General features: G+C 50.4%; 16 protein-coding genes. 14 read left to right on the plus strand and 2 right to left on the minus strand.

From position 1 onward, the window contains the following. Nucleotides 1–19 precede the first annotated feature (19 nt). The 5 genes from atpA (at nucleotide 20) to Q8K39_RS13390 (ending at nucleotide 4,909) form a co-directional block, all read left to right on the plus strand. Nucleotides 20–1,561 carry a F0F1 ATP synthase subunit alpha gene (gene atpA, locus Q8K39_RS13370; RefSeq protein WP_305260872.1) on the plus strand — a complete coding sequence of 514 codons (1,542 nt, stop codon included), beginning with the start codon at nucleotides 20–22 and terminating at the stop codon, nucleotides 1,559–1,561. A gap of 29 nt (nucleotides 1,562–1,590) precedes the next feature. Beyond that, a complete protein-coding gene (gene atpG / locus Q8K39_RS13375) occupies nucleotides 1,591–2,460 on the plus strand; it encodes a F0F1 ATP synthase subunit gamma (RefSeq protein ID WP_186954438.1) in 870 nt (289 codons plus the stop codon). 30 nt (nucleotides 2,461–2,490) lie between these two features. Continuing rightward, the gene (gene atpD / locus Q8K39_RS13380) at nucleotides 2,491–3,897 is read left to right on the plus strand and encodes a F0F1 ATP synthase subunit beta (protein ID WP_186954439.1); all 1,407 of its coding nucleotides are present in this window, start codon (nucleotides 2,491–2,493) and stop codon (nucleotides 3,895–3,897) included. Nucleotides 3,898–3,973: 76 nt separating this feature from the next. Continuing rightward, complete coding sequence (locus Q8K39_RS13385; RefSeq protein WP_186954440.1) at nucleotides 3,974–4,396, plus strand: F0F1 ATP synthase subunit epsilon; 423 nt, start codon at nucleotides 3,974–3,976, stop codon at nucleotides 4,394–4,396. A gap of 96 nt (nucleotides 4,397–4,492) precedes the next feature. Further along, entirely contained in the window at nucleotides 4,493–4,909 is a 417-nt protein-coding gene (locus tag Q8K39_RS13390) for a CoA-binding protein (RefSeq protein ID WP_305260874.1), read from the plus strand. A 92-nt stretch (nucleotides 4,910–5,001) separates the two neighbouring features. Here Q8K39_RS13390 and Q8K39_RS13395 read toward each other — a convergent pair whose 3' ends face one another. Next, nucleotides 5,002–5,400, minus strand: a complete 399-nt coding sequence (locus tag Q8K39_RS13395) for a hypothetical protein (protein WP_305260876.1) — start codon at nucleotides 5,398–5,400, stop codon at nucleotides 5,002–5,004. A 210-nt stretch (nucleotides 5,401–5,610) separates the two neighbouring features. On the opposite strand from Q8K39_RS13395, the gene Q8K39_RS13400 reads away from it, so the two are divergent. The 6 genes from Q8K39_RS13400 to Q8K39_RS13425 all read left to right on the plus strand — a co-directional run bounded on the left by Q8K39_RS13400 (nucleotide 5,611) and on the right by Q8K39_RS13425 (nucleotide 12,302). Then, on the plus strand, nucleotides 5,611–6,435 hold the full coding sequence (locus Q8K39_RS13400) for a PPK2 family polyphosphate kinase (RefSeq protein ID WP_186954442.1): 825 nt from the start codon (nucleotides 5,611–5,613) through the stop codon (nucleotides 6,433–6,435). Beyond that, nucleotides 6,432–7,181 carry an SGNH/GDSL hydrolase family protein gene (locus tag Q8K39_RS13405; protein ID WP_305260878.1) on the plus strand — a complete coding sequence of 250 codons (750 nt, stop codon included), beginning with the start codon at nucleotides 6,432–6,434 and terminating at the stop codon, nucleotides 7,179–7,181. Before Q8K39_RS13400 ends, Q8K39_RS13405 begins: the two co-directional genes overlap by 4 nt. 342 nt (nucleotides 7,182–7,523) lie before the next feature. Beyond that, nucleotides 7,524–8,612: a uroporphyrinogen decarboxylase gene (gene hemE, locus Q8K39_RS13410; RefSeq protein ID WP_305260880.1), complete on the plus strand. Its 1,089-nt coding sequence runs from the start codon at nucleotides 7,524–7,526 to the stop codon at nucleotides 8,610–8,612. A 502-nt stretch (nucleotides 8,613–9,114) separates the two neighbouring features. Continuing rightward, entirely contained in the window at nucleotides 9,115–11,151 is a 2,037-nt protein-coding gene (locus tag Q8K39_RS13415; RefSeq protein ID WP_305260882.1) for a primosomal protein N', read from the plus strand. 79 nt (nucleotides 11,152–11,230) lie between these two features. After that, a complete protein-coding gene (locus Q8K39_RS13420; protein ID WP_305260884.1) occupies nucleotides 11,231–11,773 on the plus strand; it encodes a gamma carbonic anhydrase family protein in 543 nt (180 codons plus the stop codon). 88 nt (nucleotides 11,774–11,861) lie between these two features. Continuing rightward, on the plus strand, nucleotides 11,862–12,302 hold the full coding sequence (locus Q8K39_RS13425) for a GNAT family N-acetyltransferase (RefSeq protein WP_305260886.1): 441 nt from the start codon (nucleotides 11,862–11,864) through the stop codon (nucleotides 12,300–12,302). A gap of 15 nt (nucleotides 12,303–12,317) precedes the next feature. On the opposite strand, the gene Q8K39_RS13430 is transcribed toward Q8K39_RS13425, so the two are convergent. Beyond that, complete coding sequence (locus tag Q8K39_RS13430) at nucleotides 12,318–12,785, minus strand: hypothetical protein (RefSeq protein WP_305260888.1); 468 nt, start codon at nucleotides 12,783–12,785, stop codon at nucleotides 12,318–12,320. A 199-nt stretch (nucleotides 12,786–12,984) separates the two neighbouring features. Here Q8K39_RS13430 and Q8K39_RS13435 point away from each other — a divergent pair, with 199 nt between their 5' ends. The 3 genes from Q8K39_RS13435 to Q8K39_RS13445 all read left to right on the plus strand — a co-directional run bounded on the left by Q8K39_RS13435 (nucleotide 12,985) and on the right by Q8K39_RS13445 (nucleotide 14,924). Next, on the plus strand, nucleotides 12,985–13,821 hold the full coding sequence (locus tag Q8K39_RS13435; RefSeq protein ID WP_305260890.1) for a murein L,D-transpeptidase: 837 nt from the start codon (nucleotides 12,985–12,987) through the stop codon (nucleotides 13,819–13,821). Nucleotides 13,822–13,939: 118 nt separating this feature from the next. Beyond that, complete coding sequence (locus tag Q8K39_RS13440) at nucleotides 13,940–14,572, plus strand: LysE family translocator (protein WP_305260891.1); 633 nt, start codon at nucleotides 13,940–13,942, stop codon at nucleotides 14,570–14,572. Nucleotides 14,573–14,582: 10 nt separating this feature from the next. Next, nucleotides 14,583–14,924, plus strand: coding sequence for a YkvA family protein (locus Q8K39_RS13445; RefSeq protein WP_305260893.1), 342 nt, complete (start codon nucleotides 14,583–14,585; stop codon nucleotides 14,922–14,924). Nucleotides 14,925–14,958 lie beyond the last annotated feature (34 nt).

Below are 14,958 nucleotides of genomic sequence, written 5' to 3' on the forward strand. Positions count from 1 at the left end.
ATAAATATTAGGAGTTAGTATGCAACTCAACCCATCTGAAATCAGCGAGCTGATCAAGAGCCGGATTCAAGGCCTTGGTGACACAGCTGAGATTCGCAATCAAGGTACGGTTATCTCCGTTACCGACGGTATCTGCCGCATTCACGGTCTGTCTGACGCGATGCAAGGCGAGATGCTGGAATTCCCAGGCAACACATTTGGTCTGGCGCTGAACCTGGAACGTGATTCCGTTGGTGCCGTTATCCTGGGTGACTACGAACACATCTCCGAAGGCGATACAGTTAAATGTACCGGCCGTATTCTGGAAGTGCCTATCGGTCCTGAACTGCGTGGTCGTGTAGTTAACGCGCTGGGTCAGCCTATCGACGGCAAAGGTCCTATCAATGCAAAACTGTCCGCGCCGATCGAAAAAATCGCGCCAGGCGTTATTGCACGTCAATCCGTTTCTGAACCTATGCAAACTGGCCTGAAGTCTATCGACTCCATGGTACCGGTTGGTCGTGGTCAGCGCGAATTGATCATTGGCGATCGTCAAACTGGTAAAACAGCTGTTGCGATCGATGCCGTGATCAATCAAAAAGGTCAAAACGTTACCTGTATCTATGTAGCGATTGGTCAAAAAGCTTCTTCCGTTAAAAACGTTGTGCGCGCTCTCGAAGCCCACGGCGCCATGGAATACACCATCGTTGTTGCTGCAACTGCTGCTGAATCTGCAGCGATGCAATACGTATCCGCTTACTCCGGTTGCGCGATGGGTGAATACTTCCGTGACCGCGGTCAAGATGCACTGATCATTTATGATGATCTGTCCAAACAAGCTGTTGCTTACCGTCAGGTATCCCTGTTGCTGCGCCGCCCACCAGGCCGTGAAGCTTACCCAGGTGACGTATTCTATTTGCACAGCCGTTTGCTGGAACGCGCAGCGCGCGTTAACCCAGACTACGTTGAAGCTTTCACCAAAGGTGAAGTTAAAGGTAAAACAGGTTCTTTGACAGCATTGCCTATCATTGAAACTCAGGCTGGTGACGTTTCCGCTTTCGTTCCTACCAACGTAATTTCGATTACTGACGGTCAGATCTTCCTGGAAACATCCTTGTTCAATGCAGGTATCCGTCCAGCGATTAACGCTGGTATCTCGGTTTCCCGCGTTGGTGGTGCTGCGCAGACTAAAGTTATCAAAAACTTGTCCGGCGGTATCCGTAATGACTTGGCACAGTACCGTGAATTGGCAGCGTTTGCCCAGTTCGCTTCTGACCTCGATGAAGTAACACGCAAGCAGCTCGATCGTGGTGCCCGCGTCACTGAATTGTTGAAGCAAGCTCAATATGCTCCACTGTCTATCTCCCTGATGGCCGTTACTCTGTTCTCCGTGAACAAAGGCTTCCTGGATGATGTACCGGTCAAGCAAGTGCTGGCATTCGAAGCAGGCGTACATGGCTACATGAAAACGAACCATGCAGCATTGCTGCAGAAAATCGAAGAAACCAAGCAACTGGACAAAGATGGTGAAGCTGCCATGGCTGCCGCAATTGCTGATTTCAAAAAAACCGGTTCCTATTAATTTACTGTAGCTAGAAGGAGTCAATACTCATGGCTGCAGGCAAAGAGATACGTGGCAAGATCAAAAGCGTAGAAAATACGAAGAAGATCACTAAAGCGATGGAAATGGTCGCCGCATCCAAAATGCGCAAGGCGCAAGACCGGATGCGTGCGGCTCGTCCGTACAGTGAAAAAATTCGTACGATCACTGCTAACTTGTCACAGGCCAACCCAGAGTACACGCATCCTTTTATGGTGCAACAAGATCTGTCCAAGAAAGTTGGCGTGATTGTTGTAACGACAGATAAAGGTTTGTGTGGCGGTCTCAACACGAACGTGTTGCGTCTGGTCACCAGCAAAATGCGTGAACTCGAAGGTAAGGGTTCAAAGATAGAAGCGGTCGCAATTGGTAATAAAGGTCTCGGCTTCCTGAATCGCGTAGGTGCGCAAGTGGTTTCCCATGTTACACAATTGGGCGACACTCCTCACCTCGACAAACTGATAGGTCCAGTCAAAGTTTTGCTGGATGCGTATCAGGAAGGCAAGCTGGACGCGGTTTACCTGAGTTATACAAAGTTTATCAACACCATGAAGCAAGAGCCGGTGATGGAGCAGTTGCTGCCCCTGACAGCGGACAAACTGGCGACAGAGAAGAATGCCCATACCTGGGATTATCTGTATGAGCCAGATGCTGCGACGGTGATTGATGAATTGTTGATACGTTATGTAGAAGCACTGATTTTCCAGGCCGTAGCGGAAAACATGGCATCTGAACAATCGGCCCGTATGGTGGCGATGAAATCAGCAACTGATAACGCAGGTAACGTGATTGGCGAACTGAAACTGGTTTATAACAAAACCCGTCAAGCCGCCATTACCAAAGAGCTCTCCGAGATCGTCGCCGGCGCGGCAGCGGTCTAAACTGAATTTAAATATTAAGAAGGAACGAACATGGCTAATGGCAAAATCGTTCAGTGTATCGGCGCTGTTGTGGACGTTGAATTTCCACGCGACGCGATGCCTAAGATTTATGACGCCTTGAAAATGGAAGGCTCCGAACTGACATTGGAAGTTCAGCAGCAATTGGGTGACGGTATCGTCCGTACTATTGCGCTGGGTACTTCTGATGGTCTGCGTCGCGGCATGACTATTACCAACACAGGCAAACCTATCATGGTTCCAACCGGCAAAGCAACGCTGGGTCGTATCATGGACGTACTGGGTAATCCTATCGATGAATGCGGTCCTGTCAGCCACGAGCAGACAGCATCCATCCACCGTAAAGCGCCTGCTTACGACGAACTGTCCCCATCCCAGGAATTGCTGGAAACCGGTATCAAAGTTATTGATCTGGTTTGCCCATTTGCTAAAGGTGGTAAGGTCGGTCTGTTCGGTGGCGCGGGTGTGGGCAAGACCGTTAACATGATGGAACTGATTAACAACATCGCCAAGGCACACAGCGGTTTGTCCGTGTTTGCCGGTGTGGGTGAGCGTACTCGTGAGGGTAATGACTTCTACCACGAAATGGCTGACGCAAAAGTGGTTGATCTGGAAAATCCAGAAAACTCCAAAGTTGCGATGGTATATGGTCAGATGAATGAACCACCAGGTAACCGTCTGCGCGTTGCTCTGACTGGTCTGACTATCGCTGAAGGTTTCCGTGACGAAGGCAAAGACGTTTTGTTCTTCGTGGATAACATCTACCGTTACACACTGGCCGGTACTGAAGTATCTGCTTTGCTGGGTCGTATGCCTTCCGCCGTGGGTTATCAACCTACGCTGGCTGAAGAAATGGGCCGTCTGCAAGAGCGTATTACATCCACAAAAACTGGTTCGATCACATCGATCCAGGCCGTGTATGTTCCAGCGGATGATTTGACCGATCCATCTCCTGCAACGACGTTTGCTCACTTGGATTCCACCGTTGTTTTGTCCCGTGACATCGCTTCCCTGGGTATCTACCCAGCGGTTGATCCACTGGATTCAACATCCCGTCAGCTGGACCCACAAGTGGTTGGTGTAGAGCACTATGAAACAGCCCGCGCTGTTCAAGGTACTTTGCAGCGCTACAAAGAATTGCGTGACATTATCGCGATTCTGGGTATGGATGAATTGGCTCCTGAAGACAAACTGTTGGTCGCACGTGCACGTAAGATGCAGCGTTTCCTGTCTCAGCCTTTCCACGTTGCTGAAGTGTTTACCGGTGCTCCAGGTAAATACGTTTCCTTGAAAGAAACGATCCGTGGTTTCAAAATGATCGCTTCCGGCGAGCTCGATCACCTGCCAGAACAAGCGTTCTACATGGTAGGTACTATCGACGAAGCAATCGAAAAAGCGAAAAAACTGGCTGCTGCTTAATAATAATTAAGCGCACTGGCGGTGCGGCTGAACTGGTCGCACCATAGCTTTTTTGAGCGAATAATAAGGGTCCAACATGGCACACACTATTCACGTTGACGTGGTTTCCGCAGAAGAGCTGATCTTCTCTGGTGAAGCCGAATTCGTCGCGTTGCCGGGTGAGGCTGGTGAATTGGGTATCTATCCGAAACATACACCACTGATTACCCGCATCAAGCCGGGCGCGGTGCGCATCAAGATTCCGGGCAAAGCCGAAGACGAATTCGTATTCGTTGCCGGTGGCCTGCTTGAAGTGCAACCAGATGCAGTGACAGTTTTGGCTGATACAGCGATTCGCGGTCACGACCTGGACGAAGCCAAAGCCAGCGAAGCCAAGAAACTGGCTGAACAAGCTTTGGTTAATCGTGATTCCAAAATTGACTATGCGCAAGCACAGGCAGAATTGGCTTCCGCGATCGCCCAATTGGCAGCGATACAAAGATTGCGTCAAAAGCGTTAATTTCGCTGCGAAAATTTTTCGCGACGAAAGCAGTACAATGGAAAGGCAGCTCAGGCTGCCTTTTTGTTTTTCCAAAATCCGATACTGGAACTGCCCATGCCTATGGAACTAGCCCTGATTGCTGAGATACTGAGCAAAAGCAAAACCATTGCCGTCGTTGGTCTGTCATCAAAGACTTCAAGACCCAGCCATGGTGTGGCCGCTTACATGCAGGCGCATGGCTATCGCATCATCCCGGTCAATCCGCGCGAAGCAGGGAATATCATACTGGGCGAATACTGTTATCCAGACCTGATCACCGCAGCGGCTGAGCATCGTATTGATATCGTCGATTGCTTCCGCAATGCGGCTGATATTCCACCCATCGTGGTAGAAGCCATACAAATAGCCGCACCTTATCTGTGGATGCAATCAGGCATCGTCAATGCTGAAGCTGCCGCCAGGGCAGAGGCAGCAGGTATCAAAGTCGTCATGGACAAATGCATCAAGATCGAACATCTTTACCATCGATGATACCGCTGACTATGGTGGCAGCGGATTCTTCCGCTTAAGTAGCATTAAGCAGTATTCAGGCTCGATTCAGTCATGTACTCAAGCATGAATGATCATTCATAAAAAGCCCGGTGCGGCTCCACGTAGATCAATTTTATCGACTTGAGCAGTTTGTAAATGATAGCTGCCAGCAATACATAGAAATAACCTACAAGCAGGCTATATAAACCGCCGATCATAAACAGATTGAACAGGTCAGCGATATCGATGCGCTTGTCGTTGATCATCATAATGACCGCAGCACTAACACCAAAAGCCAGCGCCATGACGAACGGAGCAAAATGGCAGTAGAAAACAAACTTGTCGTCGTCCAGGCGAATAAAAGCAAAGCCGAACATCAGCAGCACCAACAAATACGGTATGCCACCAATAAACAGAGAGCCAACCAGAAAGCGCGATAGGTCGCGCAGCACCCCAAATTGTGCGCATGCGAGGCTGAGCAAACTCAGCACTATGGGCAATAACAATGCGGCCAAGTAATAGGTTTTCTTCCGTATCATGTGCAATGAGTTTGCAATGTATGTCACACAAAAAGTGTATTACTGCTGAATGCATTTGTATTGTTGTTAGGGTATGCAGCACTTTTCATACTATCATCAAAACATTATCTCTGATTCTGAGATACTTCCTTTGTAAGCTAACAATATTGATTGGGGACTTGAATGACAGTTGCGGACTTGTTTCGGGTAGGTAAAGGTTTTCAGGTCAATGATGCGGATGCCAATAAAAAACTGCTGGGATTGGCAGCCACTGATAAGAATGCAGACAAGGCTGCCGACAAGCTGACGACACTAAAGCTGGCCGAAGAAATTTCTACCCTGCAAAATGTCTTGTATGCAGGCCATGAACGCAAGCTGCTGATCATCCTGCAAGGCATGGATACCTCCGGCAAAGATGGTACGGTCAAAGGTGTGTTCGGACAAATCAATCCCCTCGGTGCGCGCACGGTGGCGTTCAAGGCCCCTAGTACCGATGAAAAGAATCACGACTATCTGTGGCGCATCCATAAAGAAGTGCCGGGCAAGGGTGAGGTCACCATCTTCAACCGCAGCCACTATGAAGATGTGTTGATCACTCGCGTACATGAGTGGATAGACCAGGCCGAATGCAAACGCCGCTATGCACAAATCCGTGATTTTGAGCGCATGCTGGCCGAGACTGGCACGGTGATCCTGAAATTCTTCCTGCATATTTCCAAGGCAGAGCAAAAAGCCAGACTGGAAGAGCGTCTGGCCGATCCTGACAAGCACTGGAAATTCGATCCCCAGGACCTGGAAGAGCGCAAGTACTGGGATGCTTATCAAGAAGCGTATGAAGATGCATTGCTGGCAACTGACGCTGATCACGCGCCTTGGTATGCCGTGCCATCAGATTCGAAGACCCAGCGCAATCTGGTGATCGCCAGCATAGTGCAAGAAAAAATGCTGGACCTGAAACTCAAATATCCTCCAGGAAACTCTGAATTCAGCAAGCTCAAGGTGGAATGAAGTTCAATTTTTTACCTGAGCTGGTCGCAGCACCGCTGTATCCATTGCTGTCCTGGCAGGGGCGGCGTGCCCGCACGGGGACGCCACGCTTGCCTGAAGCCAGTGACCAGGCATATGGGAGGTTGACTCACAGCAATCAACCTGTGGATAACTTGCGGGTCTTGGGTATAGGTGAATCACCGGTTGCTGGCGTTGGCGTGGCAAATTACAAAGAAGCCATTACTGCTCAACTGGCTTTGGCCCTGGCAAATAAATTGGATGTCACGGTGGAATGGCATGCCCTGGGGCAAAACGGCGCACGTTTAGCCTGGGCCAGAACAGCCCTGCCTGATTTACGTTCTATGGCAGCCTGGGATGTGATCCTGGTCGCTTTTGGTGTGAACGATACAACCAGCTTTTGTTCGGTCAATAGCTACCGGGCAGAATTGCATTGCTTGCTGGATGAATTGCAGACAATGATGGAACCAACAAGTATCGTCATTCTGGCTGGGGTTCCACCCATGCAGGTATTTCCTGCCTTGCCTTCTCCTTTGCGCCAGGTTTTAGGCATGAAGGCGCGGGTTCTGGATCAAATAAATAGCGAAATGGCAGCATCCCGGCAGCAAGTTTTGCATTTGCCGTTTGCCGCAAATCTTCAAGATGTGCGCCAGATGGCCGAAGATGGCTACCATCCGTCAGCACTTGGCGTCAGTATTTGGGCCGAAGAATTAGCGAAAACATTTCTGCAAAATCGTCAAGAAAAATAATCGAGATCTGCTACTTATGCACAATTTAGCTTGCATGCTATTTATGCACAAAAATCGATAATTATTAGAAATCAGTAATCACTATCAATAGAATCAATGACTTACGTAATAATCCTGTTAACCGAATTTAAAACTAATCAGTAAACTGGCATTCTGTCATTTCTATCCACAAAGTTATCCACAGTTTATTACCGGAAATTTTGCTGAAAATTGCACCACTTGTTGCAGATCAGATGCCGAGACTGCGCGCATAGGCGATAATGTCGCTTATACAGCAATAGCCTGCGTAGTTTGACCATGTCAGTAGATAAGCAGATGCGCGCAGCGTCACCGAAAGCCCTTATGTCCATGAATTTTGCCCCGCTCAAAAATGATACCTTCCTGAGAGCACTGTTGCGCCAGGAAACTGATTACACACCGCTATGGCTGATGCGCCAGGCTGGTCGTTATTTGCCAGAATACCGTGCCACCCGCAAAGGTGCCGGCTCTTTCCTCAGCCTGGCCAAGAATCCCGGTTTCGCCACTGAAGTGACTTTGCAACCAATCGACCGTTATGGGCTGGATGCTGCCATCCTGTTCTCAGATATTTTGACTGTACCAGATGCGATGGGCCTGGGCCTGTACTTTGAAGAAGGCGAAGGCCCCAAGTTTGAGCGCCCGTTGAAAGATGAAAAAGATGTCATGGCACTCAAAGTGCCAGAAGCAGGCAGCCTGCAATATGTATTTGATGCCGTAACGCAAATTCGCACTGCACTGGATGGCCGTGTGCCGTTGATCGGTTTCTCCGGTAGCCCATGGACACTGGCCTGTTATATGGTAGAGGGCCAGGGTTCGCGCGACTTCCATACCGTCAAGGGCATGATGTACAAGCGCCCTGACCTGATGCACCACATCCTGCGCACCAATGCCGACGCTGTAGCTACTTACCTCAATGCGCAAATCGATGCCGGTGCTCAGGCCGTGATGATATTTGATAGCTGGGGTGGGGCGCTGGCAGATGGCGCTTATCAACAGTTCTCGCTGTCTTATATGCGCGATATCGTCAGTCAGCTGCAAAAAGAAAAAGATGGCAAGCGTATTCCTGCCATCGTCTTTACCAAAGGTGGTGGCTTGTGGCTGGAACAGTTGGCCGACATCGGTGCCGATGCCCTGGGACTGGATTGGACCGTGAACCTGGGCCAGGCGCGCGCCAAAGTTGGCAACAAGGTCGCCTTGCAGGGTAATCTGGATCCGGCGGTATTGTTTGCTGAGCCAGAGCAAATCCGCCAGCAAGTGATTGCCGCGCTGGATAGTTATGGCAAGCCTGCGGCTGGCCACGGCCATGTATTTAACCTGGGCCACGGCATTTCGCAATTTACACCAGTTGAGTCAGTTAGCGTGCTGGTCGAAGCGGTGCATGAATACAGCCGCAAGCAACGTCACTCTGCATAAAGGGGCATTTTTATTGCCATTTTGTTGAAGCCAGCGATCTCTTCAGCCAGCATTGCTGTTTAGCTCACTGGCAAAGTCTGTATATTTAGCCACTGGCAAAACAACAATTGCTGGAAATGCTTGTCATTGCGTTATGTTGCTCTGCAAAACATAGCACTGGCGTGCTTTTCCAGCCAGAAGGCTGTGGAAAACCAATGGATTAGCGGCAGAAAAATTTTGCATTTCTATGCACACTTTCTGTTACTTATGCACAAAATCGGGGCGACAAAAAATATTTTCAAAATTATTTTTTTGTTCCCCAGCATTTTTTACAAGTTATTGATTTTAAACGATTAAATTCTAGGCTCTGAGATAGGGCATTTTGTGGAAACCCACGTAAACGCTAGCGAAAACCGATGTCAATAGACCTTTCTCCACAAAGTTATCCACAGAAACTGTGGATATGTAAAAAAGCCTTATGAAATCAATAGTTAGCGGTGTTTTTTGTGGTTTGCGCTAGATTGTGAAACAAGTTTATCTGCGCGTTGCCCTTGATACCCCTCTTGACAGAACCTTCGATTATCGGTGGACAGCACAAGAAGAGGGCGGGATGGCTGTCAACTTGCCCCAGATTGGGCAACTGGTGGCCCTGCCTTTTGGTCGCCAGGAAGTCGTCGGCCTGATCATGGATGTGGTCACCGAGACGGATGTTCCGGTTGACAAGCTGCGTGACGTCATTGCCGTGCGGCACGAGTTGCCCTCCATGAACAGGGAATGGCTGGCGCTCTGCCAGTTTGCCGCCGAATATTACCAGCGCCCCTTGGGCGAGGTGGCGATACCGGCCTTGCCCAAAAACCTGAAGGCCATCAAGACAGTATCCCTGCAGCGTGCCATCAAGAAGCTGGCCAAATTGCCTGAGCAGGCTGATGTTAGCCCGCTGGGCGAGCCGCAATTAAATCCCGAGCAACAAGCTGCTGTGGACGCAGTTGCCAATGCTGAGGGCTACGCCCCGCATCTCCTATTCGGAGTGACAGGCAGCGGCAAGACAGAAGTGTATTTGCAGACCGCCGCCAAAGTGCTGGCAAAAACCCCGGATGCCCAGATCCTGATCCTGGTGCCAGAGATTAACCTGACACCACAGCTTGAATCCCATATCCGCGCCCGTTTCCCCGGCCTGATGCTGTCCACTCTGCATAGCGGTATGGCTGAAGGTGAGCGCTTGCTACACTGGCTGGCCGCACACACCGGTCGTGCCCGCATCGTGCTCGGCACTCGCCTGGCGATGCTGGCATCCTTGCCCAGGCTGAAACTGCTGATTATTGATGAAGAGCATGACCCTTCCTACAAACAACAGGAAGGCCTGCGTTATTCTGCCCGTGACCTCGCCGTGTGGCGGGCGCGTCAGCTCTCCATCCCTATTTTGCTGGGTTCTGCCACACCTTCGCTGGAAAGCTGGCAGGGCGCGCAGACTGGTCGCTACCGACTGCTGGAATTGCGCGAGCGTGCAGTCCAGCATGCCGTCTTGCCTATCATACGCATCATTAACCTGGAAAGAGAAAAGCCCAGCGAAGGCCTGACCCAAAGACTGATAGGTGCGATCAAGCTACGTCTTGAAAAGGGTGAGCAATCACTTCTTTTCTTGAACCGGCGTGGTTATGCACCTGTGCTGGCTTGTGATGCCTGCGGCTGGATCAGTAATTGCACCCGCTGTACTGCCCATCTGGTCTTGCATAAAGGCGACCATAGACTGCGCTGCCATCATTGCGGTCTTGAACAGCGCATACCGCGTTCATGCCCGACTTGCGGCAATATTGACTTGCAGCCACTGGGCCGTGGCACCCAGCGCATGGAAGAAAGCCTGGCCCTGCTTTTCCCGGAGGCCAGGGTATTCCGTATCGATGCCGACTCTACGCGCCTCAAGGGCAGTGCCGCTGCCGCCTTTGAGCGCGTGCATGCAGGTGAAGTCGATATCCTGATAGGCACACAAATGGTGGCCAAGGGCCATGACTTCAAGCGCCTGACCCTGGTGGCGGCCTTGAATCCCGATGCTGCCCTGTTCTCGCAAGACTACCGCGCCAGCGAGCGCCTGTTCGCCCAGCTCATGCAGGTGGCGGGACGGGCAGGGCGGGCCGCGCAAAAAGAAGGCGGTAACGCCTCCGAGGTGCTGGTACAAACCCGCTACCCTGACCATCCGCTCTACCATGCGCTGATGGCCCACAATTACCCGGACTTTGCCAAAGACTTGCTGGACGAACGTCAGCAAGCGCATATGCCTCCCTTTATGTACCAGGCTTTATTGCGGGCGGAAGCCAAGGAGCTGGAAACTGCCATCAGCTTTTTGAAAGAAGCAGCGATCTGCACCGAACATCAGGGCATCATGATCAATGACCCCATCCCCATGACCATGACACGGGTCGCCAATGTGGACAGGGCACAGTTGCTGGTCGAGTCAGTCTCGCGCCCTGCATTGCAAGCCTTCGTCAAAGCCTGGATTGCTGATCTGCGCGCCATGAAAAGCCGGGTCAGGTGGTCGGTGGAAATTGATCCTGTGGATATCTAAGTACTTATCCACATGCGCCTGAGATTGGTGATCAGTTAAAATTGCTGTTCAAACCTGCCAATGAACACAAAGATTGCCCATGCCACTCAGCCGCTACCTGACCACTTTTCCTGAAATATCCCCAGATTGTTATATACACCCCAGCGCCCAGCTCATCGGTGACGTGCAACTGGGGCCGGACAGTTCGGTCTGGTGCAATGCCGTCTTGCGTGGCGATGTCAATCACATACGCATAGGCCATAGCAGCAATTTTCAGGACCTGGCCATGGGCCATGTCTCGCACAAGAATGCCAGCAAGCCTGCCGGTTCGCCTCTCATAATCGGTGACTATGTGACGATCGCCCATTCCGTTATCCTGCATGGCTGCAGCATAGCCGATGAATGCCTGATAGGCATGGGCAGCATTGTCATGGACGATGTAGTTATCCACAAGCATGTCATGCTTGGTGCTGGCAGCCTGGTGCCACCTGGCAAGGTACTGGAAAGCGGCTATCTCTATGTCGGACGCCCGGCAGTCAAAGTACGCGCTCTTACGGCAGAAGAAATCAGCTATTTCAAATACTCTGCCGAGCACTATGTGCGCATCAAGAATAATTATCTGGCCAGCACTGCAGGTGGATAGTGAATTTGCGAGCTGCTTATGAGTCAGAATCCGGCAAAACCATTTTTTGAGAGGTTTAGACCCACCTACCTTAGAAAGGCAAGACAGCATGAACGCAGCACAGGATGACGAGTACTGGATCACCACAGACAAGGACAAGATAGACATCAATGTCGTCCATCAATTTTTGAGTGCTGAGAGTGGCTGGGCCACCGGTATTTCACGCGCCGTGGTCGAAGAATCCCTGCGCAACTCCCTCTGTTTCAGCGTCTACCAGCAAGAGCGTATGGTGGGGTTTTGCCGGGTTATCACCGATATGGCGACCTTTGGTAACCTGGTTGATGTCTTTGTCGTGACTGACATGCGCGGCAAGGGTATCTCCAGATTACTCATGGAAGAAGTCATGGCACATCCAGTCATCAAAAAGTTGCGTCGCTTCACGCTATCTACCACTACCGCTGCTGGCCTGTATGAAAAATTTGGTTTTACCCCTCTTGGCAAGCCAGAGTCTTTCATGGAAGTGTACAGGCCCAGGATTTACCTGGAATAAGCATTTTGCGCGTTGTCATGAAGCCGGTTTGTAAATTAGCTCACCAACATTGCTGGCATCAAAATACATCATCATCTGACGCTGCCCGACTTTTTTGATGTCGCTTATTTTCTTGACGATCTGATCTGAGCGCGTCGCCTTGTCATGATAGTGGGCTTCAATTTCATAGCGACCTTCAGGCAGGGCCAGGAAAAGCCAGGGACCATCCAGAGTGGTGGTCAGTAACACGGCCTTGGTTTTTTCATCGCGCACGATGACTTTGATATCTGCCAGATAAGCGCCTGACTTACTCGCGGCAGTACGCAGCCATAAGGTGTATTGCCCCGCTTGCTGTTGTAATTCCTCCCTTTCTGTACTGCCTACGCCTCCTGATACGCAGGCGATGTCCTTGTTCGAGCAATTGCTGCCCGCTGCCAGCACTGGCATGCCCAGGCTAAGGGATAGTGATAAGGGTAATAATATGGCTAATTTGATATGTTTCATGACATAGTCCTCCAGCGTAAAGTGTTCAGCATAGTGTTTGTCACTGTAGAGTGTTTGAGATGAGTCAAAGTTGCAACATCTTGCATACCAGCATGCTGTTTATGCTTGTCTGTCAGTAGCAAACTGCGGCATATTGAAAGCGTAGACTTATCCACACGCGCAAAACATTCAGCTTCGACCAGACTTCCTTCTATCCAACATGCTTTCATTTCCACTAAAACTGACGGTAGCCATATGGGTGGCAGTTGCCATTGTTGCGCCAGCTCAGGCGCTGGAGTCGGCCCTCAGCCTGAAAGATATCTATACCAGGACCGTTGAACAGCAAGTTCAGCCACCGCCAGAGGACTTGCAAAATTATATAGACCAGTTGGTCGTGACCTTGAACAGTAACAACATCAGTAAGTTGCCTACACAATATATTTTGCTGGTTGATCGCAATCCCAAGGTTCAGATCTCCATCCTTTTCTGGCTCGACCAGGAAGGGCAGTATCAATTTATTGGTGCGTCTCCAGTGTCAACAGGGCGTTCTCTTGGCTTTGAACATTTTGAGACACCCGTTGGTGTCTATGCCCATAGCTTGGCCAACCTGGATTACCGCGCCGAAGGCAGTAAAAACAGCAAGGGTGTCCGCGGATATGGCATCAAGGGGAGGCGTGTCTTCGATTTTGGCTGGCAAAAAGCCAAGAAAGGCTGGGGCGATAAAATCATCGCCGACATGCGTCTGCAAATGCATGCCACTGACCCCGGCTTACTCGAATCGCGCCTAGGTACTGTGCAATCCAAGGGGTGTGTACGCATACCTGGCACCTTGAATTTCTTGCTGGACCGCTATTCCGTACTGGATGCCGATTATTTGCAAGCGGTGTCAGAAGGTAAAAAATTCTGGGTACTCGATAAAAACCGTGAAGATAATCCCTGGGCCGGGCGTTACATGGTTGTTGTCGACAGTGGCAAAGAGCAAAAGCCTGAATGGGCAGCCTATACTCCACCTGCATCGGCTGTACCTGCGTCACGTAAAGTGGTGAAAGCTTCCTGAATTTTGGCAAAAGCGATAGCCAACCCAGAAATCGACTAAGATATCTCTGTCAGAAAATCTTTAGATCTCATTTCACTCGCAATGATGAAATGGGTGCTCATCACCTCAGGGAAATCCCATGTCCATAGAAACCTGGTTGTTGTATGTCGTTGCCGTTATGGTATTAACCATTACTCCTGGCCCTGCAGTGCTGATGTGTATCACCAACAGCATTAATTTTGGCGCCCGCATGACTCTGTTCCCGGCACTGGGCAATATCACCTCCCTGATTGCTATCATGACTTGTTCGGCGATCGGTATCGGTGCCATCCTGGCGACGTCGGCGCTGGTGTTTACCGTCATCAAATATCTGGGTGTGGCTTATCTCTTGTATCTGGGTATCAGCAGCCTACGAGCTAAGAGTAGTGATTTCGTTTTGCCCACGGAAACCGAGATGCGGGGCACCCGCCTGCGCCTGTATGTCAAAGGCATGCTGGTTGGTATCAGCAATCCCAAGGCCTTGTTGTTCTTTACCGCCTTTTTCCCGCAATTCATCAATCCTGCTGCCGCCAAGTTGCCGCAATTTCTGGTTTTGTGCACAACCTTTGTATTTTTTGAATTCAGTGTACTGATGCTGTACGCCGTTTTTGCAGAACGTATGGGTCCATGGCTGCGCTCCAGGGGCAAGGCGAAGATGTTCAATCAGTTTTCTGGTGGCGTATTTGTAGCCGCAGCGGGTTTGCTGGCAACCGTAAAAAAGGCCAACGACTAAGGAGAGGATCATGTCACATAGCGAAGCATATAGTGAAAGCGGTTTCTGGGACAAACTCAAGAAATATGCCCAGGTCGCAGGCAGTGAAGTCATAGAAAAAGTCCTCTGTCTGTATTACGCAGCACAAAGGCCTGAAACCCCGGCCTGGGCCAAGACTGTCATTTTCGGTGCATTGGGGTATTTCATTTTTCCTCTGGATGCAGTGCCGGATGTTTTGCCTGCGGTTGGCTATGGTGATGATCTTGGGGTGATTGCCGGGGCGCTGGTGACCGTCAGTCTGTATATTACAGATGAAGTGAAGCAGAGTGCGCGAGACAGGATGAAGGCATGGTTTGGGCCGAAATCCGGCTAAAACTTATCCACTTTTTACTGCCAGTTTCTCAGAT

It is taken from the genome of Undibacterium sp. (assembly GCF_030683615.1).
GTDB lineage: Bacteria > Pseudomonadota > Gammaproteobacteria > Burkholderiales > Burkholderiaceae_D > Undibacterium > Undibacterium umbellatum.